This is a genomic window from Telluria sp. ZB4P36 (assembly GCF_059685865.1).
In genome coordinates this window covers 401,736-425,268 of record NZ_JCASIE010000001.1, presented here as the reverse complement: position 1 = coordinate 425,268, position 23,533 = coordinate 401,736, and the positions used below count along the sequence as shown (strand labels likewise).

Annotated in this window: 18 protein-coding genes; 7 read left to right on the top strand and 11 right to left on the bottom strand. The window is 63.8% G+C overall.

Annotation, left to right across the window (positions count from 1 at the left end; genetic code table 11):
- Positions 1-39: 39 nt before the first annotated feature.
- From AC56LK_RS01995 to AC56LK_RS01985, 3 genes are all read right to left on the bottom strand, one after another.
- On the bottom strand, positions 40-327 hold the full coding sequence (locus AC56LK_RS01995; protein WP_497182883.1) for a hypothetical protein: 288 nt from the start codon (positions 325-327) through the stop codon (positions 40-42).
- A gap of 270 nt (positions 328-597) precedes the next feature.
- Positions 598-1,077, bottom strand: a complete 480-nt coding sequence (locus AC56LK_RS01990) for a DUF7931 domain-containing protein (RefSeq protein WP_497182882.1) — start codon at positions 1,075-1,077, stop codon at positions 598-600.
- Between the two features lie 11 nt (positions 1,078-1,088).
- A complete protein-coding gene (locus tag AC56LK_RS01985) occupies positions 1,089-2,210 on the bottom strand; it encodes a JmjC domain-containing protein (RefSeq protein WP_497182881.1) in 1,122 nt (373 codons plus the stop codon).
- Between the two features lie 76 nt (positions 2,211-2,286).
- On the opposite strand from AC56LK_RS01985, the gene AC56LK_RS01980 reads away from it, so the two are divergent.
- Positions 2,287-2,820 (top strand): FKBP-type peptidyl-prolyl cis-trans isomerase, encoded by a 534-nt coding sequence (locus AC56LK_RS01980; protein WP_436104883.1) that lies wholly within the window; start codon positions 2,287-2,289, stop codon positions 2,818-2,820.
- 62 nt (positions 2,821-2,882) lie between these two features.
- Here the strand turns inward: AC56LK_RS01980 and AC56LK_RS01975 are convergent, their stop codons facing one another.
- From AC56LK_RS01975 to AC56LK_RS01955, 5 genes are all read right to left on the bottom strand, one after another.
- Positions 2,883-3,854 carry a hypothetical protein gene (locus AC56LK_RS01975; protein WP_497182880.1) on the bottom strand — a complete coding sequence of 324 codons (972 nt, stop codon included), beginning with the start codon at positions 3,852-3,854 and terminating at the stop codon, positions 2,883-2,885.
- Positions 3,854-6,517, bottom strand: a complete 2,664-nt coding sequence (gene mutS, locus AC56LK_RS01970) for a DNA mismatch repair protein MutS (RefSeq protein ID WP_497182879.1) — start codon at positions 6,515-6,517, stop codon at positions 3,854-3,856. Before mutS ends, AC56LK_RS01975 begins: the two co-directional genes overlap by 1 nt.
- Before the next feature lie 151 nt (positions 6,518-6,668).
- Positions 6,669-8,366, bottom strand: coding sequence for a hypothetical protein (locus AC56LK_RS01965; RefSeq protein WP_497182878.1), 1,698 nt, complete (start codon positions 8,364-8,366; stop codon positions 6,669-6,671).
- A 323-nt stretch (positions 8,367-8,689) separates the two neighbouring features.
- On the bottom strand, positions 8,690-9,268 hold the full coding sequence (locus AC56LK_RS01960; RefSeq protein WP_497182877.1) for an SCO family protein: 579 nt from the start codon (positions 9,266-9,268) through the stop codon (positions 8,690-8,692).
- 66 nt (positions 9,269-9,334) lie between these two features.
- Positions 9,335-11,050, bottom strand: coding sequence for a multicopper oxidase family protein (locus AC56LK_RS01955; protein WP_497182876.1), 1,716 nt, complete (start codon positions 11,048-11,050; stop codon positions 9,335-9,337).
- A 173-nt stretch (positions 11,051-11,223) separates the two neighbouring features.
- Here AC56LK_RS01955 and AC56LK_RS01950 point away from each other — a divergent pair, with 173 nt between their 5' ends.
- A complete protein-coding gene (locus AC56LK_RS01950) occupies positions 11,224-11,448 on the top strand; it encodes a hypothetical protein (protein ID WP_497182875.1) in 225 nt (74 codons plus the stop codon).
- 671 nt (positions 11,449-12,119) lie between these two features.
- Positions 12,120-13,262 carry a GNAT family N-acetyltransferase gene (locus AC56LK_RS01945; protein WP_497182874.1) on the top strand — a complete coding sequence of 381 codons (1,143 nt, stop codon included), beginning with the start codon at positions 12,120-12,122 and terminating at the stop codon, positions 13,260-13,262.
- A gap of 20 nt (positions 13,263-13,282) precedes the next feature.
- On the opposite strand, the gene AC56LK_RS01940 is transcribed toward AC56LK_RS01945, so the two are convergent.
- From AC56LK_RS01940 to AC56LK_RS01930, 3 genes are read right to left on the bottom strand one after another with little or no spacing between them, the layout of a single operon-like run.
- On the bottom strand, positions 13,283-14,137 hold the full coding sequence (locus AC56LK_RS01940; protein ID WP_497182873.1) for a MaoC family dehydratase: 855 nt from the start codon (positions 14,135-14,137) through the stop codon (positions 13,283-13,285).
- Entirely contained in the window at positions 14,137-16,707 is a 2,571-nt protein-coding gene (cphA, locus tag AC56LK_RS01935) for a cyanophycin synthetase (RefSeq protein ID WP_497182872.1), read from the bottom strand. Before cphA ends, AC56LK_RS01940 begins: the two co-directional genes overlap by 1 nt.
- Positions 16,708-16,734: 27 nt before the next feature.
- On the bottom strand, positions 16,735-18,903 hold the full coding sequence (locus AC56LK_RS01930) for a cyanophycin synthetase (RefSeq protein ID WP_497182871.1): 2,169 nt from the start codon (positions 18,901-18,903) through the stop codon (positions 16,735-16,737).
- Between the two features lie 330 nt (positions 18,904-19,233).
- On the opposite strand from AC56LK_RS01930, the gene AC56LK_RS01925 reads away from it, so the two are divergent.
- The 4 genes from AC56LK_RS01925 (at position 19,234) to AC56LK_RS01910 (ending at position 23,494) form a co-directional block, all read left to right on the top strand.
- Positions 19,234-21,516, top strand: coding sequence for a cyanophycin metabolism-associated ABC transporter (locus AC56LK_RS01925; RefSeq protein WP_497182870.1), 2,283 nt, complete (start codon positions 19,234-19,236; stop codon positions 21,514-21,516).
- Complete coding sequence (locus AC56LK_RS01920; protein ID WP_497182869.1) at positions 21,516-21,983, top strand: cyanophycin metabolism-associated DUF1854 family protein; 468 nt, start codon at positions 21,516-21,518, stop codon at positions 21,981-21,983. The genes AC56LK_RS01925 and AC56LK_RS01920 overlap by 1 nt, the downstream gene beginning before the upstream one ends.
- A gap of 196 nt (positions 21,984-22,179) precedes the next feature.
- Positions 22,180-23,067: an alpha/beta hydrolase family protein gene (locus AC56LK_RS01915; protein ID WP_497182868.1), complete on the top strand. Its 888-nt coding sequence runs from the start codon at positions 22,180-22,182 to the stop codon at positions 23,065-23,067.
- Positions 23,054-23,494, top strand: a complete 441-nt coding sequence (locus AC56LK_RS01910; protein ID WP_497182867.1) for a MarR family winged helix-turn-helix transcriptional regulator — start codon at positions 23,054-23,056, stop codon at positions 23,492-23,494. The genes AC56LK_RS01915 and AC56LK_RS01910 overlap by 14 nt, the downstream gene beginning before the upstream one ends.
- Positions 23,495-23,533: the final 39 nt, after the last annotated feature.

Sequence of the window (23,533 nt, the reverse complement as noted above, 5' to 3'; positions counted from 1 at the left end):
AACCGGCCCGCAGGCCGGTTCTGATTCAGATTGCTCTGATTACTTCTTGGCAGCGTCGGCAGCTTGGGTAGCGGTTGCAGCAGCGTCGGTCGCGGTTGCAGCAGCTTGGTTAGCGGTTGCAGCAGCGTCGGTAGCGGTTGCAGCAGCAGCGTCAGCAGCCGGAGCAGCGGTGGTTGCGTCGGTAGCGGCTGGGGTAGCAGCTGCGTCGGTGGTTGCAGCAGCAGGTGCTTCGACAGCAGCCGGAGCGGCCGGAGCAGCTTCTTCTTTCTTGCTGCAAGCAGCCAGAGCAACAGCCATCAGGGAAACGATCAGCAGGGATTTTTTCATGATTTTCCTTAATATTTCAAAAGTAAGTACTGCTTGTTTGAATAATAATTACCGGTAATTATTGCTCAGAGGAATTCTCGTGCTTTCAACAAAAGCAATACTGCCAGATAGGCAACGGAACCTTCCTGACCTGATATTATAGCCAAATTTACTGAATCGCAATAGCGAACTCATGCTCTGGCGAAAGTATTTTGCGACTTAACAAAATTTAGTTTGTTACAAGTTGCAACCGGTAATGCCTCTCACCAGATTCGGCTTCTCTTATAACGTTCACAACCCGGTTTGGGTTGACTGCAAGACGGTTTTTGATTCGTCCCAGATGGCATCGAAGCGGTGGCGCGGCAGGTCGACCGCGCCCGGTGAGGCGAAAGCCGCTTCGCCCCGCAGGTGATCGCTGTGAAAACGCCGCACGACGTGCAGGTCGTCCGCGATGCAGAAGGAATCCGTGAGCTGCCGCAGGATCTTGGGCGAAGCGCGGCATTCGGCGCCATGGCTGTAGTCGCGCAGCAGGCGCAGGAAGCGCGGGTAATGGCGTTCGATGCGGGCCGGCGTATGCAGCGCCAGGCGCAGCACGCCCCCGCGCTTGAGAAAATCCCGCAGCGCCGCATCGACGTCGCTTGTTCCCAGCGGGAATATGGCGAAGTCCGGATCGAACAGGTCGAGGCGGGTGCGGGCGGCGGCCAGGCAGGCGCGGAACTGCGCTTCGAACCCGGTGCGGGTATCGAAACGGGTGATCATCGGCTCCTGCATGGCTCCTCCTGTCAGCCCAGTTCCACCCAGCCGTCCTGGTACCAGGTGTACAGCGCCTCGAGCACGTCGTCGGTGGCACTGGCCAGCAGCGCCCCGTCGATGCGGCGTTGGTTGGCGAGCACGTCCAGCACCGCCTTGTCGGCCCGGCCGACGGCGAAGGATTCGCCATTGATAAAGACGTTCTTGCCGCGGTAGAGCATCAGCGTCTTGCTCGACAGCTTGAGGCCACGCTTAGCAGCGGTTTCCATGAAACGGCCCACAGTGAGCGGCTTTGCCGGGCCGGTGAAGAACACATTGTGCTTCGGCTCGGACAGGTGTTCACCCAGGAAGATGGTGACGTCCTCCTCGTCCCAGCGCACCTTGTTGAGTTCCTCGGTGATGGTGGCGAGCATCTCGCGCGGGATCTCGGCCGGGTTCTTCGGCTGTTGCAGGTCCGGGTCGGCATAGCGGCCGGGCAGGTCGATCGAATCGGCCATGAACTGCAGGAAGGCTTCGCCCAGTTCCTGGAAGGACGGCGAGCGGAAGCCGATCGAGTAGGTCATGCATTCGCCTTCGGCCACGCCGTCGTGGGCATAGTGGGGCGGCAGGTAGAGCATGTCGCCCGGCTCCAGCACGAATTCTTCTTCCGCTTGGAAGTTGGCCAGGATCTTGAGCGGCAGGCCTTCGACCAGGTCGAGGTCTTGCTGGGCGCTGATGCGCCAGCGGCGCTTGCCTTGCGCCTGCAGCAGGAACACGTCGTAGGAGTCGAAGTGGGGGCCGACGCCGCCGCCGTCGGTGGCGTAGCTCACCATCAGGTCGTCGAGCCTGGCGTCGGGCACGAAGCGGAACTGGCGCAGCAGTTCGTCGGCATGCTGGTCGACCAGGTTGACGCCCTGGACCAGCATGGTCCATTCGCGTTCGCTGCGGGCCGGCAGCTCGGCGAGCGGGCCATGCTGCATGTCCCACTGGCCGTCGCGCAGGCTCACCAGGCGCGATTCGACATGGTTCTGGCCGGCCAGTTCGGCCAGCTTCGAGAAGGTGAGCAGGGGCTTGAAGCCCGGGATGGCCTGGCGGATCAGCAGCGGTTTTTTATGCCAGTAATCGCGCAGGAACTGGGCGGGAGTAATATTCCCAAGAAGCTGTAATTTTTTCATGCGCCATTATAACCAGTGGAATAAGTGCCACGGCCCGTGAGGGTATAATCCGGGGCTTACAACGAAAGGATCTGCGATGAAGATTGCCAAGAATACGGTCGTGTCGGTCAACTACAAGCTGTCGGACGCCCAGAACAACCTGATCGAAGAGGGCTCCCAGCCGATGGTGTACCTCCACGGCGGTTATGAGAATACCCTGCCGAAGATCGAAGAAGAACTCGACGGCAAGGAAGCCGGCTATTCTTCGACGATCCAGGTCGAGCCGGAAGACGCTTTCGGCGACTACGATCCGGAACTGGTCAAGGTCGAAGACCGCAAGCGCCTGCCGGAGCCGCTCGAAGTCGGCATGCAGTTCGAAGGCGTGGCTGAAGGCGTGGACGACGAACCGACCATCTTCACCGTGACCGACATCGCGGACGACAAGGTGGTTCTGGATGGCAACCACCCGCTGGCCGGCATGGCGCTGCGCTTCGACCTGTCGGTGATCGACGTGCGCGAAGCCACCGCCGAAGAAATCGCCCACGGCCACGTGCATGGCGCGCATGGTCACCATCATGAAGAGATGGACGACAGCGAAGAGGGTGATCACTTCCGCAGCAAGCCGCTGTAATTCGCGGCTTTGCGTCGAGCCTGTATCCCGGCCAGGGCCGGGATACCCTGATCGGGCAGCTGCTAGCGCAGCACTTCGCCCAGCGTAAACACCTTCTCTCCCTTGCCCGCCACCCGCAGCTCCACCGCGTGCGCCCCGACGGACAAGTGCCCCAGATTGCCGCGCCAGGCGATCGCCGGCCGCGCATCCTTCGGCAGCCCGGCGCTGTCCACCACCAGCACCTGCCCCTTGAAACTCGCCGCACGCTGCTGCACCTGGCGGCGTGTCTCGGCAAAGCCGTCATGCCCGCTCGGCGCGCGCTGCAGCAGTGCGCGCAGGCCGTTGGCCGGCTGCAGCAGCGGCTGCATATCCCCTTCGGCGAACAGCACCACCGCATCGAGCTTGTCCTGCTTGGCGATCGCGAACAGGCGGTTGAGCCAGTAGCGGTTGGCCACGGTCCGGTCTTCGTATTCGCTGTTGCGCCCCGCTGCCGGCAGGTAGTGATTGTTCGCGGCAGGCAGGTTGATGGTCGCGTACAGCACCTTGCCGACCTGCCAGTGGGCGTTCTCGGCATAGCTGCGGAAGCGTGGGCTGCTCGACAGGCGGGTCAGCGGCAGCTTGTCCTTGCCGAGCGATTCGGGCTCGCCGTAGAACACCTCGCGCAGCCGGTTCAGGCGTTCGATGGCATTGGTGCGGCCCGCCGAGTTGCGGCAGCCGGTCCAGTCGTTCCCGCTCAAGGACAGGATCACGGGCCGCTTCGCCTTGTCGAACAGGGCGCGCCGCTTCTGGTACACGCGGTCGCCGCAGGCTTCGCCAGCGCCCTTGATGCCGGTGACGACGAAGAAAGCGAGCTCCTCGTCCTTTGCTTCCAGCAGCAGTTCCTTCAGCGCATCTTCGCCGCCCTCGGCGGCGCGCTGGCCCACGACGGCGAAATGGTGGGCATCCGGATCCTTCGGCAAGTCCGCCGCCTTCTTCCTGTCGCGCGCAAGGGCGGGCGCCGTGAGCACGGCAGCCGCGAGCAGGGCAGCGATGAAGAAAGGACGGCGCGCCGGCATCAGGCCGCGAGCCTCTTCAGCTCGTAGAGCCGCTCGAGCGCCTCGCGCGGGCTCAAGGTATCCGGATCGATTGCCGCCAGCGCCTGTTGCAGTTCGTCGGACGCGCCATCGACCGGGGCAGGGGAAGGCGCCGGCGCTTCATCGCCGTCGTCGCAGGGCGCGGCGAACAGGTCGAGCTGCGGCGTCGTATCCAGCGCCTGCGACTCGAGACGCGCCAGGTGCTTGCGCGCGGCGCGGATCACGCCAGGCGGCACGCCGGCCAGCTGCGCCACCTGCAGGCCGTAGCTCTGCGAGGCCGGGCCGTCCTGCACCGCGTGCAGGAACACGATGCTGTCCTTGTGCTCGACCGCCGACAGGTGCACGTTGACCGCGCTCGGGTGGGTCTCGGGCAGCTGGGTGAGTTCGAAATAGTGGGTCGCGAACAGCGTGAAGCTGCGGCTGGTCTCGATCAGGTGGCGCGCGATCGCCCAGGCCAGCGCCAGGCCGTCGAAGGTCGAGGTGCCGCGGCCGACTTCGTCCATCAGCACCAGCGATTGCTCGGTGGCGCCGTTGAGGATGGCCGCCGATTCGGTCATCTCGACCATGAAGGTCGAGCGGCCGTTGGCCAGGTCGTCGCTGGCGCCGATGCGGGTGAAGATGCGGTCGATCGGACCGATCACCGCACTGGTCGCGGGCACGTAGCTGCCGACGTAGGCCAGCAGCGTAATCAGGGCCACCTGGCGCATGAAGGTCGACTTACCGCCCATGTTCGGGCCGGTGATCAGGAGCATGCGGCGGTCGTCCGACAGGCGACAATCGTTGGCGATGAAGCGTTCGATCTGGTTTTCCACCACCGGGTGGCGGCCCTCGACGATGGTGAGGCAGGGCTCGTCGACGAGTTGCGGCGCGCACCAGTTGTTGCGCAGCGCGTGGCTGGTGAGGGCCACCAGCGTGTCGAGCTGCGCCAGGCCGACGGCGATCGACTGCAGGGTGCCGATGAAGGGCGCGAGCTCGCCGAGCAGCAGGTCGTACAGCATCTTCTCGCGCGCCAATGCGCGGTCCTGGGCCGACAGCGCCTTGTCCTCGAAGGCCTTGAGTTCCGGCGTGATGTAGCGCTCGGCGTTCTTCAGGGTCTGGCGGCGGCGGTAGTCTTCCGGCACCTTGTCGGCCTGGCCGTTGGTGACTTCGATGTAGAAGCCGTGCACGCGGTTGTACTCGACGCGCAGGTTGGCGATGCCGGTACGGGCGCGCTCGCGCGTTTCCAGGTCGACCAGGAACTGGCCGGCGTTCTCGGACAGGGCGCGCAGCTCGTCGAGTTCGGCATCATAGCCGCGTGCGAACACGCCGCCGTCGCGCACCATCACGCTCGGTTCCTCGGCGATCGCACGGGTGAGCAGGTCGAGGCAGGCCTCGGGCGGAGCCAGCAGCTCGTGGATCTCGCGCAGCAGGCTCGTGTCGCCCGGGATGAAGCAGCGTGCCACCCCTTCGCGCAGGACCGGCAGGGCCTTGAGCCCGTCGCGCAGGCAGGACAGGTCGCGCGGGCGCGCGCTCAGGAGGGCGATGCGGGTGGTGATGCGTTCGATGTCGGGCACGTCGGCCAGCGTCGACGACAGGCCGTGGATGGCATCCGCCTGCGCCAGCGCCGCGATCGCCTCATGGCGCGAGCGCGCCACTGCTTGGCGTCGGCGCGCATGGTGCAGCCAGTGGCGCAGCATGCGCGAGCCCATCGCGGTGCGGCAGCCGTCGAGCAGCGAGAACAGGGTCGGCGCTTCCTGGCCGCGGATGGTCTCGGTCAGTTCCAGGTTGCGGCGGGTCGCCGCGTCCAGTCCGATGTGTTCGTTTTCGGTTTCGCAGGCCAGGCTCTTCACGTGCTGCAGGCCGCGCCCTTGGGTCGATTGCGCATAGCGCAGCAGCGCGCCGGCCGCGCCGAAGGCGGCGCCGAAGCCGTCCGCGCCGAAGCCGGCGAGGGTGGCCACGCCCAGCTGGTCGAGGAGGGACTGGTGGCCCTTGAGCACGTCGAAATGCCACTCCGGCACCCGGTTGGTGTGCGCCACCGGCTCGGACTCGAACAGGTCGGCGCAGTCGGCGCGCAGGATCTCGGCCGGCGCGATGCGTTCGAGTTCATGCGCCAGGCGGTTTTCGACGGAACGCGACTCGCCCGAGAATTCCATCAGGCGCAGCACGCCGCTGGCGAGCGACAGCCAGGCCAGGCCGACGGTGACCTGCTTGCGCTGGCTGAGCATGCACATGGCCAGCAGCGGGCGGTCGGCCTTTTCCGGCAGCAGGTCGCTGTCGGTCAGGGTGCCCGGCGTGACGACCCGCACCACCTTGCGCTCGACCGGCCCCTTGCTCAGGGCCGGGTCGCCGATCTGCTCGCAGATCGCGCAGGATTCGCCGATCTTGACCAGCTTGGCCAGGTAGCCGTCCAGCGAGTGGAAGGGCACGCCGCACATCTTGATCGGCTGGCCGTTCGAGCTGCCGCGCGCGGTCAGCGTGATGCCGAGGAGGCGTGCCGCCTTTTCGGCGTCGTCGTGGAACAGCTCGTAGAAATCGCCCATGCGGTAGAAGACCAGCATGGTGGGGTAATCGGCTTTGATGCGCAGGTATTGCTGCATCATCGGTGTGACTTTTTCCGCCGGCCCGCTCTTGAGGGCGGCGGCGTTGATTTCGTTGGGAGCGTTCATTTCTTCGTGATTCGGTACGGCGGGCGGGTGCTGAGCCAAGGCTTGTCATTTTACCGCGTTCAGATAGCTCGGCGCGGTAAAACGGACAATCTGCCTGGCGGAGCGTGGCAAAGTGCAGCGGTTCCTGTCGGAACCGCTGCCGCGCCTTGCGCTATCGTGCAGGGGGAATGGCGATCGAGGCCTGGCCCCGCGCCGGGCAGCTTCCCATGCCCGGTCCACCCACCTCGCCGAACTCGGAGATCGTCATGCCAAAGCGGTCGCCATTGCCGTTGGTGGAAAGCCAGGCCATCGCGCGACTCTGCCCTGCGACGGCAAGTTGCTTTTCAGCGTCGTTCAGTCCCGTATAGATGGCGCGCCATTCATTGCTGGTACCGCCGCCGGTGCGCAGCAGGTTGCCAGTGCCGCCAGGAACATTTTCGACGCGCCCGCCACTGGTATCGGCACGAATGTCCCGTCGCCCGATGCGGGTATCCGCCAGATCCGGGTTGATGATGCGCTGTTCCATGAATCGTAGAGGCAGGGGCGCACCGTTATCCATCGCGCTGCCGTTGACGCGCAACTCGCCGGTGGCAGTAACGAAGGCGGGTCTGGTGATCTTCGTATCGATCACCCGCTGTGTTTGTCCTGAGGCAAAACTTCCGCTCGTGACTTTGAACACATCGACGAAGTCGCCCGCGAGTATGTCCGGCGTTTGCCCGGTCCAGCATACGCCACCGGGATGGTTGACTTCGAACACGCCTCCCCTGGCGACGAAGCCACGGGCCGTGCCGATGACCGGCTTGTCATTCGTTCCCCTGCGAACGACGACCTGCAGCTCGGTGCCCGGATCGAATCCGTCGATCGAGATGAAGTCACGCTCCGGGAACACCGTGACATCTTTGAGCGACGCCTGATTTCCCGCGTACCCGGCGTCGAGCAAGGAGCCAGGATAGTAGTGGACCGGGGGAGTCGGGTCCGCCGGCGGAACGACGCCCGTTGGCCCCGGTGGGCAACCGCCCATGCCAGGTCCGCCGCTCTCGTCTGCTTCGTAGATGGTCATGCCGAGGCGGTCGCCGGCCCCGGTAGTCTGCTGCCACCCCATGACACGCGTCTGTCCGGAGACGGCCAACTGCCTTTCATCCGGGTTCAAGCCGCGGAAGGTGGCGGTAAAAGAGGTTCCGGTTGCTGAATCATAGACGAGCGTTGCACTGGTTCCCGGAATCGGGGCATCCCCGGGACCATCGATGCGGCCGCCGGTATTGTCGGCGCGGATGTCGCGCGTCGTGATACGGCTGATTGGCGGATTGATGAACTCCTTGTTAACAATCCGCACTTCGAGCCGGTTCAAGGGAATGCGGCCACCGCCGGGCAGGATGGCTTTGCCCTTCACCACCACGGTATCGTCGCCGGGTTCAAAGGCTTGTGTCGCCGTCACGTTCAGCGTGTTCATGGCCGCGCCGGAGTCTTTGACAGGAGGCGGCACGAGACTGCGGTTATTGTTGGTATCCCGGTAGGTCACCCTTACCACGTCGCCCGCAGTAATATCCGGCGTAACATTCCTCCAACATACGCCCCCTGGATGGTTCACCTCGAGCGAGCCGGTCGCGTCCGTGCGGCCAACGGCATCGCCGACCACGCCGCCGCGTCTCACTTGCACGAGCACGTCGGCATTCTTCGCAAAGCCCTCGATCGACGTGAAATCGCGCATCGGGAAGACAGTGACATCCATCGGCGGTAATGGCGGATTATTGATGGTTTGCGCTGATGCCATGGTGGATGCAAGGAGCGTCAAGGTCGCGGCAAGCCTGGCCGGTACAACTGCGCCCTTGTACAAGCGGGCAGTAAGACGAAAGTGCTTAGTAGTGTTCATGTCAATTCCTTGACTAAATTGATTCAGTTGCTGGTATGGTTGACACATCCAGAGCGACACTCCCCTGCGTGTGTGGCCTGGTCGGACTGCGGTCTCCCTTCATTGCGTCTACATGGTCGAGCAGCGCGGGTCGGCACGGCAGGGCCTCTCACGTTCTCGACGCGATCAGGTTCGGGCCAGGGGCAGGCCTGGCCGGGTGGTTCAAGGGCTTGTCCAGGCGCCGGAGCCGGAGCGGAGTGGCCTTGCCTCCGGTTACGGCGCTCGTCCGCAGGCATCTCGCCATCGGCGAGCCTGCCTTGCGTAGCTGGTGCGGTCGGTCACTGTCAGGCGATCTCCTGGATCGACCGGACAATCTGATGTGTCGCGGACAATGCGGGCAGCATGCACCATCGGTCGATCCTGTCGTTGCCAATGCTGAGCATGCCCGTATGCCGGAAGACATCGGCATCGGCGGCAGGATCGGTATCGTAAAAGCCAAGCCTGCGGCGCACCGCGTCCATATGCGAACGGGTGCCGGTCAGGAAGGTCCATCCCGGACCGATGCCATGGCGCTTCATGTAAGTTCGTAATGCGCTTGGAGAGTCGAGCTCCGGCAGCAGGCTGAGGGAGACCATGTGGATGTCGCGCCCGATGCGGTCTCCCAGCGCTTCCTGAACCTTGAGCAGACTGGCAGTGTTACTGGGACAGGTGCTGGTGCAGGCCGTGTACATCATGTTGACGACGACAACCTTGTCGTGAATGATGTCCTCATAAAACCTGCGCTGCCTCCCTTCGTGATCGATCAATTCCGCATTGGTAAAGTATTCTTCGCGCTCATCCACCGTTGGGCGATGGTGTGACTCCCACACCGTTGCCGAGGCTGAAACCGCCGAGGTCGCGGCGCTGGCCAACAGCGTGAGCAAGGTCGACCTTCTTGAATTCATTTTTCTCTCCCTGGACGATCATTTTGGCTGCCTGAGGCGGCAGGTTCAGGCGACCACATCCCAGCGAACCATCATCGCGTGGTCTTCGTGTACCAAGTTATGGCAATGCATCATGTACTTTCCGGTGTAGTCCCTGAATTTCATGATGAAGCGCAGCTCCTCGTTCGGACCGATCACATAGACGTCCTTGCGGCCGCGCTCGTGCAAGGGCGGGGCGATGCCGTTCCTCGACAAAATGCGCCCTTCTTCGAAGTGGATGTGGATCGGGTGCCACCAGTCGCCTTTGCCCCGCAATATCCATAGTTCCTGGGTGCCGAGGCGCGGCTTGGCCGCTACCGACAGTACGTTGAACAGCTTGCCGTTCACGGTCCAGCCGCCATTGCTGCGGTCAAACTCCCATACCCGCCTTGGCAGTTGCCTGATCTCTTCCGGTGTGGGCAGCGGAGGGAGCTCCCGCAATGCGGGGGGCACGCGACTGGCGTCGGCGACGGGCGGGTCACGCTTGACGTCGAAACGCAGGATCTGCGTGCCGGGATTCAAGAGATTGCCGCTTGGCCCACGGCCGTTGGTTTGCTCGAGCTTGTTGACAAGGAATAGCTTACTGCCCAGCGGATAGTCCTTGAAGTCGATGACGATATCGGCCCGCTCGGCCGCACCCAGGCGTATCTTCTTCATCGTCAGCGGCGCGGGGAGCAGGTTCCCATCGTTGGCAATGTAAGTGAAAGCCTGGTCCCGGCCGCCATAGCTCAGATAGAATTCGTAAAACCGGGAGGGACCGCCGTCGAGCAGGCGGAACCGGTATTTCCTTCGTTCCACTTCAAAATACGGCTGGATTTTTCCATTCACGCAAAACTTGTCGCCGAGAATTCCATCGGAGTTGAATGAATCGAAGGCCATGATGCCTTTTGAATTGAACTGCTTGTCGTGGAATACCAGCGGTATATCGTATTTGCCGACGCCGCTCGGCAAACGCAGGGCTTTGGGATTGGGGTCGTATTCGTCTCCCGAATCGATTTCATCGAAAAGCAGATAAAAACCGCTCAATCCCCTGCATACATTCGGACCCGTAAAATCGAGCCGGTGGTCGTGATACCAGAGCGTTCCCAGTGCTTCCCGCGGATCGCCATGGGTCTCGTAAAACTGGTCGTAACCGGCCAGGCAATTGGCATACAAGTGGTCCTTGTACCTCCCGGGCGCGCTCATCGTGGGGCCCGCCTTGAGGGGGCTATAATAATCTCCCGTAAAGCCGTCGCTTTCCGATGCACTGTGCAGGTTATGCAAGTGGGTGCTGATTTCTGGCGATCCATAACCGACGTGATTCTGCGGAAGATTGTTATAGATGCGAACGATGACCGGTTCGCCGTATTTCGCCACAAATGTTGGTCCGGGAAATATCCCGTCATACCCCCATATCGCTTGCGTCGGCAATTCCTTGTGAAATGAATGCATTTCCTGGCGCACATCCAGTTCGTAGAATTTGGTGGCTGGAAATTCCGCCCAGCGCTGGTGATTCTGCCGCCCGCACTCCTCGCCAGTGGCGACCGGGTAGGAAGGCGGATTCAGTGCGTCAATCGGGGCCTTGGCCGTGTAGACCGGCAGAGCTTCGACGAACGGTGTAGTGCGCGGACTGACGAGGTCCGCAGCCTTGGCGGGCACCGAGGCCAGTTTTGCAGCGAGCAGGCCGGAGCCGGCTGCCGCGATACTCCCCTTGAGTAAATCCCTGCGGCCCATGGAAGCGCACGCCGGGCTAATTTTGGACATAATATGTCCTCCTATACAAACAGGTATCTGAAAAACCGACAGTCGATGACAGGCCGCATCTTGAATTAACAAAGTGTTGGCCACTTTGTTTAATATATATCAAGGCGGAGAATCGACGTGTGTGCCTTTTGACTGTCTCTATTGCACCATAAAAATAGAACATCCCGATTATTATGAACGGCACCGCTCATCCAGCTCTCAGGCTTTTCCGCAGCGAAATGCAAGCATACGGAAGCAAATACCGTCAGTGGCTTCAGGATACCTACTGGTTTTTCGATGTTCAAGAACTTAATAAATATTTTGATTTTTCCGAATTTCCACAGCGCGGTAAATTTGATTTTTGTAAATTACTCGCTGAAGTAAATCATTCATTAAAACAGCGGCCCGCCCGGCGTTAACTCAACTTAATGATAAAACACGTCCTTTGAATACAAGTACTTACGTAAGGCGCCACTGGAGGTGGAGATAGTTTCACTTCCGAAATTTCGGTTTTGGATAATTTGTTTTCGGATTGGCAAGGCTTTAAAACGCCATGATGTGCGCCCCTGCTGGGTTGCTGCGGTGCGACACGCGAGCAGGGGCAAACGGCATTCGCGTAGCAACATAGGACGGCATGTCTGGCGTTGCCGATGCATGAGGCATCCAGCAGGCAAGTACCGGAGACGCTCAGTGGGAATAGAACCCTTTGGCCTGCTCCGGGCCAGATCCTTTTTGAGACGAGCTCGCGTTCCTCGGTTTACGCGAGTGTAAAACACCCGTCAGCGCCGGCTTTCCGCCGGCATCCACCACGAATCCGTTCAAGCCGGGAGGGGTGGCCATGCCAGAATAGCCAGGAAGCTGCGTCGTGAATGCGGATCTTCATTTCGAAAACTACCTATCGTAGATCAACTTTGCTCCCTTGTCTCAAAGCTTAAGTTTGATCCAAGTCAATCACGGATGAAGTTGCTCCTTGCGCGCCGAAGTGCAGGACTACCATTTGTAGCTATAGGTCCAATTACACGTTTCATGATTTGCTGTGCGCGACATGCAGTAATTCCTTGAGCATGCGGTGGTCTTGATAGGAAACGCGATGAAAACAATGTTGAACCGTGAACAAATCGACTCGGTATGTCGGAGCGGCAATGAACGGATCGAATGTTATGAATACGATGTCCCGGATTTCGTGGCGGAGGAGACGGATCGCTGTTACGGCGCCATGTACGCATCCATTCCATACCTAAAGCTTACTGGAAAGCTGACCGATTCGACATGCACGTATATAGCATTTTCCAAAGGCACAATTTGCTCGATATTTCTGTTCGAGCGAAAAGGACCGGTAGTCGACGTGTTGAACGCTCAGTTCAGGACTGCGTCTGAAGAAGTAGGCAGATTTGCTGACTACATTTTCAAGAAAATGCCTGATATTACCCGTATTTCCTTTCCCGCAATACACATGAGTAGAGAGAGGATCCGTTATCCCTGCCAGCGATTTTTTTCCGGCGAAGATATCGTAATTTCATTTTCAGGAACGGCCGACGAGTATACGCGGCAGATCGGGAAAAGCACGCGTAAAAATCTGAGGCGCCGTGCCGCAGCATTTGAACTACGGCATCCGTCCCTGCATTACAAAATAATCCCATGGGACTTGGTCAATGCAGAACTAATCAACTGTATCGTTAGTTGGAATCGCGAAAGGATGTCCGGTAAAAACAAGATCTCCACTTATAAGGACGAGGATGTCAAGCGGTATATGGCCATGGCAGGGAAGGATAGCTGGGTTGGTGCGGTCATGGTTGAAGACACTATTTGCGCGGCCACCTTTTGCTGCCGTTTCGGTGGAACGTATTACATGATCATGACCAGCCATGCGCGGGAGTATGAGGAATTCAGCCCAGGCATGCTATGTTGTTACTGGGCTGCTAAAGAATGCCTGCGCTTGAAGAGCGAAGAAATTAATATGATGTGTGGCCGGCTCCCCTATAAATACACCTTGCTGGGGGAGTCTCGGAAATATGATTGCTTGACCATGTACCGCGACCGAATTTCACTTTTTCGCAATTTAAAGAGTGTAGTCTGGACGGCGCTTCGGGGGTACACGGTGGAGGCGAAATTTGCGCTCCTGGATTGCGAGCGTAAGGACGGTAGAGCCGCAAGACTAGTTACACGCGCGCTCATGGCGTGGCGCGCATCGAAGAAAATTTATTGCCGAATTCGCTCGAGCAACGCTGCCTAGCTTGAATCGCGGCGCCGGCATCAGGTCAGCACGCAGTGCCCCGTCATCGCCGGCTTACCGTCGGCCTCCACGATGAAATCGTCCGGCGCAGTCCCCGCCCGCAGCGTGACCTTGCTTTCAAGCGTGACCGGCGCGCGGAAACGGCAGGCGATTGCCGCAATGTGACGGCCCGACTGCTTTTCCAGCGCCGCGCAGCTTGCGCCCAAGGTGTGCATCCCATGGATGATGGGCGCGCGCAGGCCCATCAGCCGGGCGCTCCAGCCAGTCAGGTGGATCGGGTTCCAGTCGCCGGACAGGCGCGCGTAGCGGCGCCCCGCTGCCGCGTCCAGCGTCCATTGCGCCAGCGGCGGTCCGGCAAGGAAGGGGCCAGCATCGGTCTGCTTTGCGCCGCTCCGCTCGCCGCGCCGGATGAGGTAGGTGCTGGCGCAACTGAACACCGGCGTGCCGTCCGCACTGCCGGTGGTGTCGAGCACGCAGCGCAGCGCGCCGCTGGAAGTGGGCGGCAGCAGGCGCAGCACGGTCCGCACCAGCAGCGGCTGCCCGGGGGCGGCGCTGCCTTGCGCCGCGAGCGTATTTTCCATGTGGACGAGTCCCGCGATCCGGAACCGGAAACCCGGTTCGAGCATCGTCGCCAGGTGGGCGCGCTGGGCGATGAGGTACCACCAGGTCAGCGGGATGTGATCGCCCACGAAGCCGAAGGCTGCGCGGTAACGCGCGATGTCGTCCAGCGGCAGCTGGTCGAGGCGGTATTCGGTGATCAGTTCCGGCGGCGCGGATTGGCGCTGGCGCTGCGGGCGCTTGAACAAGGCCCGCAGCAGGGTGACAGGGCCCATGGCCGGCAATGCCGGCACATGGGCAGTCTGGCGCGTGGGCATCAGCCCCGGGCGACCCGGCTCTTGATGTGAGCCAGCGCCTCGTCCACCTGGTCGATCAGGATCAGGCACAGGTCGCCGGCTTCGAGGCGCGACAGGGCGCGGTCGATGGCGACGAATTCGCCATTGATTTCCTCGACGTGGCTGGTGCGGCTGGCGCCGTCCAGGCCGCGGCGCAGGAGTGCAACCACTTCGCCGTCGGCACGGCCGCGCTGGCACTGGTCCTGGTACAGCAGCACGTCGTCGAAGGCGCGGCCGAGGATTTCGGTCTGCTGGGTGATGTCCTGGTCGCGGCGGTCGCCGGCGCCGCTGATCACCACCGAGCGGCGCTTGCCCGGCATGCCTTCGACGGCACTCACCAGCGCGGCGATCGCGTCCGGGTTGTGGCCATAGTCGGCGATGACGGTGGCGCCGCGGTAGTCGAACACGTTGAAGCGGCCCGGCGCGTTGTCGCTTTCGCCCACGAAGGTCTTGAGGCCGAGGCGGATCTTGTCCCAGTCGATGCCCACGGCCCAGGCCGCGGCCACCGAGGCCATCACGTTCTCGACCTGGAAGCCGACCGCGCCGTTGCGCGTGATCGGCACCTCGCCGAGGGACACGCGGTGTTCGACCTTGCCCTGGGCGGCCACCAGGTGGCCGTCCTCGACGAAGACGACGCGGTGGCCCTGGGCGCGGTGCATGCCCATGACCGGATGGCCGACGTCGGGCGCGAAGAAGGTGACGTCGCCGCGGGTGGTTTCGGCCATCGCGGCCACCACCGGGTCGGCCGCGTTCAGCACGGCCATGCCGCCGTCCGCCACGTTCTGGACGATCACGCGTTTCAGCACCGCGAGGTCTTCGAGGGTCGTGATGTAGTTCAGGCCGAGGTGGTCGCCGGCGCCGATGTTGGTCACCACCGCCACCTGGCAGCGGTCGAAGGCCAGGCCTTCGCGCAGCAGGCCGCCGCGCGCGGTCTCGAACACGGCGGCGTCGACGTCCGGGTGCAGCAGCACGTTGCGCGCGCTGCGCGGGCCCGAGCAGTCGCCGCTGTCGATGCGGCGGCCTTCGATGTAGACGCCGTCGGTGTTGGTCATGCCGGTGCGCAGGCCGGATGCGGTGAGCAGGTGGGCGATCAGGCGCACGGTGGTGGTCTTGCCGTTGGTGCCGGTCACGGCCACCACCGGGATGCGGCCGTCGTCGCCGTCCGCGAACAGGGTGTCCATGATGGCTTCGCCGATCGGGCGGCTCTTGCCGAACGAAGGCGACAGGTGCATGCGCAGGCCCGGCGCGGCGTTGACTTCGACGATGCCGCCGTTCTGTTCTTCGATCGGTTTCAGCACGCTGTCGCACACCAGGTCGACGCCGCAGATGTCCAGGCCGACCATGTGGGCGGCCGCGATGCAGCGCGCGGCGACTTCCGGATGGACGTCGTCGGTCACGTCGGTGGCGCTGCCGCCGGTCGACAGGTTGGCGTTATTGCGCAGCACCACGCGCTGGCCCTGGTCAGGGACCGAGTCGGCGTTCATGCCGTGCTTGGCGAGCGTCGCCAGGGCGATGTCGTCGAAGCGGATCTTGGTCAGCGAGGTGGCATGGCCATCGCCGCGGCGCGGGTCCTTGTTGACCTGCTCGACCAGTTCGCGCACGCTGTGCACGCCATCGCCCACCACCTGGGGCGGGTCGCGGCGCGCCGCCGCCACCAGCTTGTCGCCGATGACGAGCAGGCGGTAGTCGTGGCCCGGCAGGTAGCGCTCGACCAGGATGTCGTCGCGGAATTCCGAGGCGGCGTGGAAGCCGGCGGTCAGCTGTTCCCTGGTGGTGACGTTGACGGTCACGCCCTTGCCCTGGTTGCCGTCCTTCGGCTTGATCACGACCGGCAGGCCGATCTCCTGGGCAGCAAGCCAGGCGTCGTCCGGATCGGTCACGCTGCGGCCCATCGGCACCGGCACGCCGGCGGCGTCGAGCAGCTTCTTGGTCAGTTCCTTGTCCTGGGCGATGGTTTCGGCGATCGCGCCGGTGGCGTCGATCTCGGCGGCCTGGATGCGGCGCTGGCGGCTGCCCCAGCCGAACTGCACCAGGCTGCCCTCGGTCAGGCGGCGGAAGGGGATGTTGCGCGCGATGGCGGCCTGCACGATGGCGCCGGTGGACGGACCCAGGCGCACGTCTTCGTCGACTTCGCGCAGTTTCGCCAGGGCGCCGGCCAGGTCGAAGGCGGTGTCGTGACGGGCGGCGTCGACCAGTTGCCGGGCCAGGTCCAAGGCCAGGCGGCCGACGTCTTCTTCGCTGTACTCGACCACGACCTGGTAGATGCCGCGTTCGACGGTGGCGGTGGTGCGGCTGAAGGTCACCGGGCAGCCGGCTTCGGCCTGCAGGGCAAGCGCCACGTGCTCGAGTACCTGGGCCAGCGACACCGTATCGTCATGGCCGTAGGGCTGCAGTTCGCCGACTTGCGGGAAGCGCGCGCGCAGGCGGGTTTCAAAACCCGGGAGCAGGGCGATCGATTCTTCTTCCGCCGTGCAGGCGACGATCGCCTCCACCGAGGTGTGGTGGCTCCAGAGATTGGGGCCACGCAGGGCCCTGACGCGAGATACTTCCATAAACCTTCAGTCTTATCTAGTGAATCGTTATTTTTTCGGGCTCGCGTCGAACGCGCGCAGGCCGCCGCAGATCAGGTCCGAGGGCACGCCCAGCGCCCATGCCGCCGCCACCGCGGCCAGCACGCTGTCCGGATGCTTCACCGTTGCCGGCGGGATCTTCGCCAGGTCGAGCAGCAGGTCTTCGTTGTCGAAGCCGTCGGCCAGCACGATGCGGTTGTCGCGCACGAACACGGCGCGTTCGCCCTGCGCGCGATGGTTCGCCAGCACCGGGTTATTCTCGTCGAGCGCGTAGAAGATCACGCGGCCGTCCGACAGTTCGGCCAGCGCCGCCACCTGTTCGTTGGCCGCGTTCAGCACCGCGGCGCCTTCCGGCAGGATCACGTCGACCTGGCTGCGGATCACGTTGCGCATGCCGTCCTCGTCATGGACGTGGAATTCGGCGACATCGGCCAGGCCTTCCATGTCGGTGACGATGCCGACCGTGCAGCGATCGTAGGGCAGGCCTTCGCGCAGGATCGAGCGCGCGTTCGATTCGAACACGGCGGTCTGCACGGTGCGGTTGATCAGCAGGCGCTGGCCGGCCTCGAAGCCGGTCGAATCGCGGCTCGACACTTCGCGCGCGTCGAGATAGAGGCCTTCGCCGTTGGCTACGCCGACGTGCTTGCCGGTGATGTGGACCAGGCAGCCCACCAGGCGCGCGATCAGGCTGGTGCCGAGCGTGCCGGTGACGCCGACCACGGGGATGCGGCCGCTCTCGCCCTGCTCGAACAGGTGGTCGATGATCGCCTTGCCGACATTGCGCGGGGTGCCGCTGGCCGGCTTGATGTGGGCCAGCAGGCCCGGGCTCGAATTGACTTCGATGATCGCGCCGCGCTGTTCTTCCAGCGGGCGGGAGATGTCTTCGCACACCAGGTCGATGCCGGCGATGTCCAGGCCGACGATGCGCGCCGCCAGTGCCGCCACGTGGGCGACCGAAGGGTGGACCTGGTCGGTGACGTCGTCGGCGACGTTGCCGTTCACCTGGATCAGCACCTTCTGGCCGGCCTGCGGCACCGATTCGGGCGTGAGGCCCTGACGCTGCAGGTCGAGCATGATCTCGCTGTCGAGCGGGTTGACGCGGCCGAGCGGGTGTTCTTCGCTCTCGCCGCGGCGCGGATCGGTGTTGATCTGGCTGTCGCACAGGACGATGACGTTCGACTGGCCGTCGCCCGTCACCCACAGCGACTCGCCCTTGGCGGCGGCCACCACTTCGCGGCCGACCACCAGCAGGCGGTGCTCGTTGCCGGGAATGAAGCGCTCGACCAGCACGGCGCTGCTGTCGCCGGCTTCCGCGGCGATCGCATAGGCGGCGCTGACTTCGGCCTGCGTCATCAGGTTCAGGGTCACGCCGCGCCCGTGGTTGCCGTCGACCGGCTTGACCACGACCGGCAGTCCGATGTCCTGGGCTTCTTCCCAGGCCTGTTCGGCGCTGCGCACCAGGGCGCCTTCCGGCACCGGTACGCCGCAGGAGGAGAGCAGGGTCTTGGTCAGGTCCTTGTCGCTGGCGATGCCTTCGCCGATGGCGCTGGTGCGGTCGGTCTCGGCGGTCCAGATGCGGCGCTGCGCGGCGCCGTGGCCGAGCTGCACCAGGTTGCCGTCGGTGAGGCGGATCGAGGGGATGCGGCGCTCGGTGGCAGCGTCGACGATGTGTGCGGTCGACGGGCCCAGGCACCAGCGGTCCACCAGTTCGGTCAGGCGCTGCACCGTGGCGGCCAGGTCGAAGGGGGTGTCGTTGATGGCGGCCATCATGAGCTGGTGGCCGGCATCCAGGGCGGCGCGGCCGACGACGTCGTCGCGGGTGCGGAAGGCCATCTTGTATACGCCGCGCTGGCTTGTCGAGCGGGTCTTGCCGAAACCGGTCTTCATGCCTGCCATGTTCTGCAGCTCGAGCACGACGTGCTCGAGGATGTGGCCGGCCCAGGTGCCGTCGTGCAGGCGTTCCAGGAAGCCGCCTTCGTAGCCCACGCCGCAATGGTGTACGGCCAGGCCCGGGAGCCAGGCGGTCAAACGCTCGGTAAATCCGGGCAGGGTGTTCGAGGGGTAGTCTTCGAGTTCGCCGATGTCGAGCCAGGCCTCGATCACCGGTCGGTAGGTCCAGATGTTCGGGCCGCGCAGGTGGTTCACGCGGAGGAACTTGATGTCGTTCTTCTTGTTCATGAAAAAATGTCTTTGCCGGCCGCGGGCGTCCTGCTCACCGCCGGTCTTACCCTTAGTTACCTTCACACCTGTCCAGACGTCACGGTACCGAAAGCCGGTATTCCGCAGCGCACATCATGTATACTTGCCGGCCCGAAGCTTACCGTGCCGCAACGTTTTCTGCCAGTTCGGCTCATCCCTGTCATCCAAAAGATACACAGCAACGTTATATCCGTTTGTGGGATGCGTTTGTGTAGCGCATAACCCAAACGGGCATCCGGCAGTCCCGTCGCTGCCGAGCGCCATGTTGGCCATCCCTCCAGAACCAAAGCCTGATCTCGGGCGCAATACATGACAACTCAACAACTTGCTATTCCGTCGTCCCTGGCGGTGACCGCCGGCGTATTGCCTGAACACTGGCAAAATGACGTTGCGAAACAGCTTGCACCAGGGGAAAACGTTTTGACCAGCGTCGAGGTTGACCTCGATGTGAAATTACGTTTTAAGAAGGGCTTGGTGGTGGTCACCGGCCGCCGCCTGCTGGCCAAGGCGCCGGGCGAGGACGTCTGGCGCGACTGGAGCTACCGTCCCGGGCTGGCGCTGCGCCACCACGACCACGCCGGTGTCGGCCACCTGGAACTGGTCGATACCGAAGGCTTGCTGGCCGCCTGGCGCTTCACGCTGGGCCAGAACCTGAACGCGATCCGGGTGGTCGACCATTTCGCCGAACAGCTCAAGAGCGCGGTGAGCGGGGTGCCGGTGACGCTGCCGGACCAGCACACCTGCCCGAGCTGCAAGGCCCCGCTGGAGGCCGACGACGCCGAGTGCGCGGTGTGCGCCAAGGTGCTGCACACGCCGCCGTCCACCTGGACCCTGTTCCGCCTGTGGCGCTTCGCCCGGCCCTACAAGGGCCAGCTGCTGCTGGGCTTCCTGTTGATGCTCGGCTCGACCGGCGCGCACATGATCCCGCCCTACCTGACCAAGCCGCTGATGGATAACGTCCTGATCCCGTATCAGAACGGCCAGACCATCGACACCGCGCTCGTCTATCTCTATATGGGCGGGCTGTTCGCGGCGGCCATGCTGGCCTGGGCGCTGGGTTGGGGCAAGACCTATGTACTGGCGCTGGCCTCCGAGCGCATCAGCGCCGACCTGCGCTCGACCACCTATGAACACCTGCTGCGCCTGTCGCTGGAATACTTCGGCGGCAAGCGCACCGGCGACCTGATGTCGCGCATCGGCAGCGGTTCGGACCGGATCAGCGTCTTCCTGTCGCTGCACCTGCTCGACTTCCTGTCGGACGTCCTCCTGATCATCATGACGGGCGTGATCCTGTTCAGCATGAATCCCTGGCTGGCCCTGGTCACGCTGGTGCCGCTGCCCTTCATCGCCTGGATGATCCACGTGGTGCGCGACAGGCTGCGTACCGGTTTTGAAAAGATCGACCGGGTCTGGGGCGAGGTCACCAACGTGCTGGCGGATACGATTCCCGGCATCCGCGTGGTGAAGGCCTTTGCCCAGGAAAAGCGCGAAGCGGCGCGTTTCCGCGAAGCCAACAAGCACAACCTGGCCGTCAACGACAAGCTGAACAAGGTCTGGTCGCTGTTCTCGCCGACCGTCTCGCTGCTGACCGAGATGGGCCTGCTGGTGATCTGGTGCTTCGGCATCTGGCAGGTCTCGCAGGGCGACATCACGGTGGGTACCCTGACCGCCTTCATCGCCTACAGCGGCCGCTTCTACGTGAAGCTGGATTCGATGAGCCGCATCGTCTCTGTGACCCAGAAGTCGGCGTCGGCCGCCAAGCGCATCTTCGACATCCTCGACCACGTGTCGAGCGTGCCGGACCCGGTCAACCCGGTCAAGGTGAACAAGGTGGCCGGCAATATCGAGCTGCGCGAAGTCGGTTTCCGCTACGGCAACCGCGCCGTCAACCGCGGCATCTCGCTGAAGATCAAGGCCGGCGAGATGGTCGGCCTGGTCGGCCACTCGGGCTCGGGCAAGAGCACCCTGGTCAACCTGATCTGCCGCTTCTACGACGTGGCCGAAGGCGCCATCCTGCTGGACGGCACCGACATCCGTAGTTTTGCGGTGGCGGATTATCGCCGCCACATCGGCCTGGTGCTGCAGGAACCCTTCCTGTTCTTCGGCACGATCGCCGAGAACATCGCCTACGGCAAGCCGGGCGCCAGCCGCGAAGAAATCATCGCCGCGGCGCGCGCGGCCCACGCCCACGAGTTCATCCTGCGCCTGCCGCAGGGCTACGATTCGATGGTGGGCGAGCGCGGCCAGGGCCTGTCGGGCGGCGAGCGCCAGCGCATCTCGATCGCGCGCGCACTGCTGATCGACCCGCCGATCCTGATCCTGGACGAAGCGACGTCCTCGGTGGACTCGGAAACCGAGAAGGAAATCCAGAAGGCGCTCGACAATCTCGTGCAGGGCCGCACCACGATCGCCATCGCGCACCGCCTGTCCACGCTGCATCGGGCCGACCGCCTGGTGGTGCTGGACCGCGGCGTGGTGGTGGAAGAGGGCAACCACGACGAGCTGATGGCGCGCGAAGGCGCCTACCACCGCCTCTACGAAGCGCAGGCGCGCAACGTGGACCAGGATCCCGACGACGACAAGGAAGACTGATGAGCACCACTTTCCAGTTACGCCGCGACAGCTTCGGCAAATTGGTCCTGACCACGCCCGAGGGCGAAGAACACGTCGGCGTCATTCCGGTGCGCGCCTTCCCGATCCAGGCGCCGACGCGCGGCATCTCGATGGTGCGCGAGGGCGGCAAGGAGGTGGCCTGGATCGACGACCTGGCCGAGGTGCCGGAACAGGTCCGTACCCTCGTGCAGGAAGAGATCGAGGGCCGCGAATTCATTCCCGAGATCCTGCATATCAGGGACGTGTCGAGCTTCGCCACGCCCTGCACCTGGTATGTGAAGACCGACCGCGGCGACACCGAGTTCGTGCTCAAGGTCGACGAGGACATCCGCCGCGTCGGCGAAGCCTCGCTGCTGATCGCGGACAACCACGGGATCAACTTCCTGGTGCGCGACATGTTCCACATCGATAAGCACAGCCGCAAGATCCTGGATCGCTTCCTGTAAAACGCCGTTTTTGGGGCGGTGCCAAGGTTTTCCCTCGATCGGACAAGGCAGGCGGTAATGGCAAGGACAGCAAGTCGTTCTTCGACCTGTTCGCCCAGCTGCGCGCCGCGCGCCTGATTCCCTGACGCCGACCCGGCCGCTTGCAGCGGCGGCATACTGGTGCTAAAGTCGTTAACACGTTAACGATATGCGCGCCATGAGCCCCGAACATCTCTCCATTTCCGCCGGCCGGATGCCGATCGAAGCCAGCTGCTGGTCGGTGGCCGGCGCTGCCGCCACCGTCATCCTGCACCCCGCCACGGCGGTCACCCAGGCCTATTACGGAGCTTTCGCCGCCTGGCTGGCGGGACGCGGCTTCAATGTCGTCACCTACGACTACCGCGGCACCGGCCGTTCGCGGCCGCACAGCCTGCGCGGCTTCAGGGTGACGATGTCGGACTGGATCGACAAGGACGTCGCCGCTGTTACACGCTGGGCCGAAGCGCGCTTTCCCGGCCCGCCCTTGCTGGCGGTGGGGCACAGCGTGGGCGGCCATGCGATCGGCCTGTCGCCCGAGACGGCGCGCCTGCAGGCGGCCGTGCTGATCGCCTCGCATGCCGGCGCCACCCACACCGTGCGCGGCCTGGGCGAGCGCCTGCGGGTGGGCTTCGTGCTGCGCGTGCTGGCGCCGGTCCTGTGCGCGCTGTTCGGCTACATGCCGGGGCGGCGCATCGGCCTCGGAGAAGACCTGCCGCGCGGCGTCATGCTGCAGTGGGCACGCTGGACGGCGCTGCCGCGCTACTTCTTCGACGATCCGGCAGTCGATGCGGCGCGCCGCATGGCGCGGGTCGAGATCCCGCTGCTGGTGCTGGGTTTCGACGACGACCCCTGGGCCAATCCGGTGGCGGTCGACATGCTGGTATCGCACCTGGTGAACGCCCCGATGGAAAAGCGCCATATCGATCCGCGCGCGGCCGCCCTGCCGGCGGTGGGCCACATGGGCTTCTTCCGCCGGCGTTGCGAAGCGGCGCTGTGGCCGCAGGTGGCGGACTGGCTGCAGGTCCAGGCGCAGCGGGTGGGGAAGCTAGAGCATGCCGCCGACTAAGCCACGCTTTGTCCAGCTGCTCAACCGTGCCCAGCGTGCGCTGCAGCGCTGGATCGAGACCCGACCCGAAGCCTGGGAAGGCATCAGCGCCGCCCAGGTCGGCCTCTTGTTCGTGCTGAAGTCACGGGGGGATGCCGCCATCGGCGAGATCGCCGGCGAGCTGGGTGTGGCCCCGGCCGCCGTCACCAACCTGTCCAAGCGCATGCAGGCGGCCGGTCTGGTCGAGCGCGTCGCCGACGCCGGCGATGCGCGCCTGACCCGCCTGCGCATGACTGGGCAGGGCGCGGACGCGAGTACGCGCGCCGGCGAGGTGCTGGCCGAGCTCAACGCGCGCCTGGCTGACGGCTTCACGCCCGAGGAACTGCAGGTGGTGGCGCGCTGGCTGAAGCAGGCGGCGGCGTTGGAACCCGGCGCGCCGCAGGATTGACCCGCGCCGAGGCAGGTTTTGACCGCCAGTGTACGCGCG

Bases quoted from the DNA above. Each gene is read 5' to 3' on its own strand.
- AC56LK_RS01995 (WP_497182883.1), bottom strand. From the start codon at position 327: ATGAAAAAATCCCTGCTGATCGTTTCCCTGATGGCTGTTGCTCTGGCT.
- AC56LK_RS01990 (WP_497182882.1), bottom strand. From the start codon at position 1,077: ATGCAGGAGCCGATGATCACCCGTTTCGATACCCGCACCGGGTTCGAA.
- AC56LK_RS01985 (WP_497182881.1), bottom strand. From the start codon at position 2,210: ATGAAAAAATTACAGCTTCTTGGGAATATTACTCCCGCCCAGTTCCTG.
- AC56LK_RS01980 (WP_436104883.1), top strand. From the start codon at position 2,287: ATGAAGATTGCCAAGAATACGGTCGTGTCGGTCAACTACAAGCTGTCG.
- AC56LK_RS01975 (WP_497182880.1), bottom strand. From the start codon at position 3,854: ATGCCGGCGCGCCGTCCTTTCTTCATCGCTGCCCTGCTCGCGGCTGCC.
- mutS (WP_497182879.1), bottom strand. From the start codon at position 6,517: ATGAACGCTCCCAACGAAATCAACGCCGCCGCCCTCAAGAGCGGGCCG.
- AC56LK_RS01965 (WP_497182878.1), bottom strand. From the start codon at position 8,366: ATGAACACTACTAAGCACTTTCGTCTTACTGCCCGCTTGTACAAGGGC.
- AC56LK_RS01955 (WP_497182876.1), bottom strand. From the start codon at position 11,050: ATGTCCAAAATTAGCCCGGCGTGCGCTTCCATGGGCCGCAGGGATTTA.
- AC56LK_RS01950 (WP_497182875.1), top strand. From the start codon at position 11,224: ATGAACGGCACCGCTCATCCAGCTCTCAGGCTTTTCCGCAGCGAAATG.
- AC56LK_RS01945 (WP_497182874.1), top strand. From the start codon at position 12,120: ATGAAAACAATGTTGAACCGTGAACAAATCGACTCGGTATGTCGGAGC.
- AC56LK_RS01940 (WP_497182873.1), bottom strand. From the start codon at position 14,137: ATGCCCACGCGCCAGACTGCCCATGTGCCGGCATTGCCGGCCATGGGC.
- cphA (WP_497182872.1), bottom strand. From the start codon at position 16,707: ATGGAAGTATCTCGCGTCAGGGCCCTGCGTGGCCCCAATCTCTGGAGC.
- AC56LK_RS01930 (WP_497182871.1), bottom strand. From the start codon at position 18,903: ATGAACAAGAAGAACGACATCAAGTTCCTCCGCGTGAACCACCTGCGC.
- AC56LK_RS01925 (WP_497182870.1), top strand. From the start codon at position 19,234: ATGACAACTCAACAACTTGCTATTCCGTCGTCCCTGGCGGTGACCGCC.
- AC56LK_RS01920 (WP_497182869.1), top strand. From the start codon at position 21,516: ATGAGCACCACTTTCCAGTTACGCCGCGACAGCTTCGGCAAATTGGTC.
- AC56LK_RS01915 (WP_497182868.1), top strand. From the start codon at position 22,180: ATGAGCCCCGAACATCTCTCCATTTCCGCCGGCCGGATGCCGATCGAA.
- AC56LK_RS01910 (WP_497182867.1), top strand. From the start codon at position 23,054: ATGCCGCCGACTAAGCCACGCTTTGTCCAGCTGCTCAACCGTGCCCAG.